Genomic DNA, 4500 nt, shown 5'->3' on the forward strand with positions numbered 1-4500 from the left:
TTGTCGGCGTTTTGCTTGACGGTAGAGCTGAGCTCTTCCATTGAGGCGGCGGTTTCCTCCAGTGCGCTGGCCTGGCTCTCGGTGCGGGCACTGAGGTCGTGGTTGCCCTGGGCAATTTCAGCCGAGGCCGTGGCCACGCTCTCGGAGCCCTGGCGCACGTTAGAGACGACCTGGCTCAGGTTATCTTGCATGGTTGACAGGGCTTGGAGGAGCTGGCCGATTTCATCTTTGCCAGAAGCACTCACACGATGACTCAGGTCACCCTCGCCAATGCGTTGCGCGGCAACACGGGCTGTATCGATACCGCGGGAAATGTTGCGCGATAGACTCCAACTAACGAAGGCAGCAGCAGCCAGGGCCAGCCCCAATAGCCCTGCACCGATCACATACAGCTGCCTGAACATCTCCGTGACTTCCTGTTGATCCGCGCGGACATCGGCAGCCTCCGCATCAACCAGCACCTGCGTCGCACGAATGTAGTCTTCCGTGACAGGCACGAATTTGCTTTGCACCAGGGCACGGGCACCAGCGTCGTCCCCAGCGGTCTTCAAGGCGTTGACCTGGTCGCGGGCTGCAATCCATGTCTTGCGTACTTCCCCCACATTTTCGGCCCGCTTTCTGGACTCGCTGTCCTGCACCTTGGCAAGAAAAGCCTTTTGTGTCTCGGTTGTCCCGCGTGATGTAGCGGCCATCGCCTCCTTGAAGAAGTCGAGCATGGCTCCCCCCTCTGAATAACCTACCGCCAGAGATCGCGCGGAGTTTTGCCTCACGTCACCCTGCCAGTTGCCCGCCAATTGCAGCAGCTCAGCAGAACGCTCCATGCGTGTCGTCGCCTCGGAGGCCATTTCGACACGCCATGCGGTGACGCCCGCGAGCAGAAGAAACACCGCGATGATCATGGCAAAACCAAGATTGAGACGCGTGGAAATTTTCAGGTTGTTCATTTGTATTTTCAATTCAGTGCGTTGTTTCAGCGATCAGGCCCATTTCGGCACTGGTCATGAGTTTTTCGATGTCCAGCAAAATCAGCATGCGGTCTTCCACCGGGGCTGATGGTGTTTTGGAGCTCTATCAGCGGCATAGTTGAGCGAGAAAAGTCCCGAGCTGGGCGAAGTCTTCCGCGGCACGACTTTTGGGCGCGTAGTAACGGATGGGTTTGCCTGCAGCAAAGGATTCGGAGAGACGGATGTCGTTGCGAATAATGGGCAGCAGACGGGAGACGCCGAACTGGTTCGCCACATCACCGGTTACCGTGCGATGGATGCGGATGTGGTCGTTGCCCATCATGGGCAGAAATCCGGCGAGCTTGAGCTGTTGGTTCGTGCCGGAGATGATCTTGAACAGTACCCGCATCAGTTGTTTCACACCCTCACTCGAAAGCGGGTGAGGCACGAAGGGCACCACCACCCAGTTGGCCGCGGTGAGCGCATTGAGCAGCAAAATGTCCAGCGAGGGTGGCGTATCCAGGATCACCACATCAAAGTTGGTCACGATCTCCTCCTCGGCGAGAGCCCGCTTCAACAGTCCCTCATCCCGCAGCCCCTCGCCGTGTTCGAACAAGGGGTCGGCAGGCGCCAAGGCGAGGTTGTCAAAGGCCGTCGGCTGCACGGCAGTGGCCAGTCGCGCGTCAGTGCGGCGGAAAATGTCGTGGACCGTGGGTGTGCCTTTGCTGACCTTGATGCCCAACCCCACGGCGCAATGGCCCTGGGAGTCGAGGTCAATGAGCAATACCCGCAGCCCCAGTGCGGCCAGCTCGGCGGCGACATTCACCGACACCGTGGTTTTGCCGGTGCCGCCCTTGCGGTTGGATACAACGATCGTTACTGCCATCAGCATAGTCCTCAGAAAAGCTCAATGGCGGGTCGTTCATTCTCGACGGTGGCGGATTCGCCGCCGACCACAGCGTGATGGGTCGTGTGCTGCGACTGCATGGTGTAACTTGCGCGCAAAGTTTCCAGGACTTCATCCAGCGGCTCAATGTCCAGAGGCGCCATGCAGTCGCCAGCCAGACCTTGCTCCACATGCGTCATGCGTTGGCCGCACATGGCAAGCCCGTTCTGTACATGCTCGATCTGCTGGCGGGTGGTATCCTGAAACTGGGCTTGCCCCAGCACGTCGATGACGGCGTTGCGGATCGAACTCACAGCCCCGTGGGTGTTTTGGGTTAACCCGTCCAGTTCTCCCACGGCGGCCTGGAAATCCCCGGACAAACGGCTCATGGTGGAAGCCAGGGTCGATAGCCATCTCGTTTCGTCTTCGTTGCGATGCTGTTCCACCATCGCGACAAATTTATTGTTAACCGTCTCAGAAACTTGAGCGATGCTCTCCTCGATGCGCACAGCGGCCGATTCGATCTGCTTGGAGAGATTGCGAACCTCGCCGGCCACCACGGCGAAACCTCTCCCGGCCTCGCCTGCCCGGGCCGCCTCGATGGCGGCGTTGAGCGCCAGCAGATTGGTCATCCTGGTCACCTCGCGGATCGCGCTGGTCAAGGTTTTAAGCTCTGCAACTTGTGCGACAACGCTTTGGATGGCCACCCCTTCCTCCTGCACTTTCTGCACGCGCTGAGACCGGTAGGTTTCCATTTCTTCGAGGTTCTGTGTGCTCTCCCCGATCAGGGCCTGGGCGTTGTCATACAGCGAGGCGGCCCGGGCCTTGCCGGCTTCCTGGATGACCAACAGCCGCGCAGCTTCGGCTTCCACCTCGGTAAGCCGCTGCAGGATGGCTACCGCCGCCGTTTCGGTGGTGCTGTTGGTCTGGGCAAGCTGCGCCTGCAAGATCTCCGTAAGATGCGGCACAGAGGCCAGAAGCGCCTGTAATTTCTTGAAGTTTTCCTCCATGATGTGGCTTCTTTCCATTTTGTTCGCCACTAAACGGTAGAGGAAGATCGTCGTCAGCACGATGAAAGCCATGCCAACGGAAGAGTTTAGTCTCAGCATTTCTGGCGGATAACTGAAAAAGGCTACGAAAGCCGAGTTGAACCACCAGGTGAGACCGAATGCGAGCAGGGCGAGCGCGGTCCCCACCTGCAAGGCGTAGAGATTGCGACGGAATTTCACCTGACGGAATTTCATCGTCAAGCTCCGGGCAGCACTTGCTTGATGACCTTGACGAGGTCGGGGCCGGCCACGGGTTTCACCAGCCAGCCGGTGGCACCCAGCTTCTTGCCTTCGTCGCGCTTGGCCGCCTGGCTTTCCGTGGTCAGCGTCAAAATCGGCGTGAAGCGGAAACCCGTCAGGGCCCTGACGTTCTTGATGAGTTCCAGCCCGCCCATGTTGGGCATGTTGATGTCGGTGATGATGAGGTCGGGCTTTACCCCTCCCTTGAGCTTGTTGAGTGCCTGCACGCCATCGCCAGCGGTTTCCACCTTGAAGCCGTTCATCTCCAGGGTGGCTTTGACGCTCATCAGCATGGTGACCGAGTCGTCGACGAGAAATATGGTTTTTGCCATGAGAGTTCTCCTTTATTTAGATTTCAAGGCGGTTTCGAGCCAGGCGCGCAAATTCGCGTCGTTCGGCCAGGCCGCGATGCGGCTTTTGGCCGCCATCAGCACCTGCAGGTTGGCGGGATGCAGGTGGGTGCAGGCGCCAAGATCCACCCGGGCGGCGGGCTTGTTCTGCAGCCATTCGAGCAGACCTTCCGCTTCATCCACGCTCGCGATATCGCGGAACAGGACCTGGTTTTTTTTATATTCAATGGGCATTACACGATCTCCTTTACATTGAGCACCATGAGCACCGAGCCGTCACCCATGAGGGCCGAACCCGAATAGGCGGCAAGGCCTGAAAGCACGCCGCTCAAGGGCTTCTGGATGACGTCCACGGTTTCGCGGAAGTCGTCCACGATCAGACCCACCGCCTCGCCGCCCACCCGGGCCACCAGCACCGCCATTTCATCGTAGGCATTGGCCTGGGGTGCGGCGGGAAGCCCGAGCAGCGCGTTGAGGGCTTTCAGCGGCACAATGCTCCCGCGCAGCACGATGGTCTTGCTGCGCTTGATGGTGCGGATGGCGCTGCAGGGTATACGCACGGTTTCCACCACATGGTCCATGGGCACGCCAAAAATTTGTCCGTCGGATTCGACGATCATGACCTGGGTCACCGCCATGGAAAGCGGCAGCGATATGCGAATGCGTGTGCCCTTGCCCACTTCGCTTTCCAGCAGGATGGTGCCGTTGACCTTCTCCACGGCAGTGCGCACCACGTCCATGCCCACCCCCCGGCCGGAGAGATCGGACACGACTTCGGCGGTGGAAAAGCCCGCGGCAAACACCAGGTTGACCGCATCCCGGTCGCTGATGCGCTCCAGGGTGGCCTCGTCGATGACGCCCTTTTCATAGGCTTTGCGCTTGATGACGGCGGGGTCGATACCTTTGCCGTCGTCGATGATCTCGATCAGGACCTGGTCGCCTTCCTGTACGGCGCGGATCGTGAGCGTGCCCGTTGCGGGCTTGCCCGCCGCGCGCCGCACATCCGGGGTTTCAAGGCCGTGGTCGAGACT

At 59.6% G+C, this 4500-nt stretch carries 6 protein-coding genes; all 6 read right to left on the bottom strand.

The window, feature by feature from the left end; translation table 11 throughout:
* The coding region (locus B3V69_RS18685) for a methyl-accepting chemotaxis protein (RefSeq protein ID WP_296448676.1) at positions 1–944 on the bottom strand (944 nt) is incomplete at its 3' end.
* 127 nt (positions 945–1071) lie between these two features.
* Positions 1072–1830 carry a ParA family protein gene (locus B3V69_RS18690; RefSeq protein WP_296448677.1) on the bottom strand — a complete coding sequence of 253 codons (759 nt, stop codon included), beginning with the start codon at positions 1828–1830 and terminating at the stop codon, positions 1072–1074.
* Between the two features lie 11 nt (positions 1831–1841).
* Entirely contained in the window at positions 1842–3074 is a 1233-nt protein-coding gene (locus B3V69_RS18695; RefSeq protein ID WP_296448680.1) for a methyl-accepting chemotaxis protein, read from the bottom strand.
* Positions 3075–3076: 2 nt separating this feature from the next.
* A complete protein-coding gene (locus B3V69_RS18700) occupies positions 3077–3451 on the bottom strand; it encodes a response regulator (protein WP_296448682.1) in 375 nt (124 codons plus the stop codon).
* A gap of 12 nt (positions 3452–3463) precedes the next feature.
* The gene (locus tag B3V69_RS18705; RefSeq protein ID WP_296448684.1) at positions 3464–3703 is read right to left on the bottom strand and encodes a hypothetical protein; all 240 of its coding nucleotides are present in this window, start codon (positions 3701–3703) and stop codon (positions 3464–3466) included.
* A partial coding sequence (locus B3V69_RS18710; protein ID WP_296448686.1) for a chemotaxis protein CheA occupies positions 3703–4500 on the bottom strand: 798 nt, incomplete at its 5' end. The genes B3V69_RS18705 and B3V69_RS18710, both read right to left, overlap by 1 nt.

Origin of the sequence: Rhodoferax sp. UBA5149, from assembly GCF_002413825.1 — a bacterium.
In the GTDB taxonomy this organism is placed as follows: domain Bacteria; phylum Pseudomonadota; class Gammaproteobacteria; order Burkholderiales; family Burkholderiaceae_C; genus Rhodoferax.

Bases quoted from the DNA above. Each gene is read 5' to 3' on its own strand.
- B3V69_RS18705 (WP_296448684.1), bottom strand. From the start codon at position 3,703: ATGCCCATTGAATATAAAAAAAACCAGGTCCTGTTCCGCGATATCGCG.
- B3V69_RS18695 (WP_296448680.1), bottom strand. From the start codon at position 3,074: ATGAAATTCCGTCAGGTGAAATTCCGTCGCAATCTCTACGCCTTGCAG.
- B3V69_RS18700 (WP_296448682.1), bottom strand. From the start codon at position 3,451: ATGGCAAAAACCATATTTCTCGTCGACGACTCGGTCACCATGCTGATG.
- B3V69_RS18690 (WP_296448677.1), bottom strand. From the start codon at position 1,830: ATGGCAGTAACGATCGTTGTATCCAACCGCAAGGGCGGCACCGGCAAA.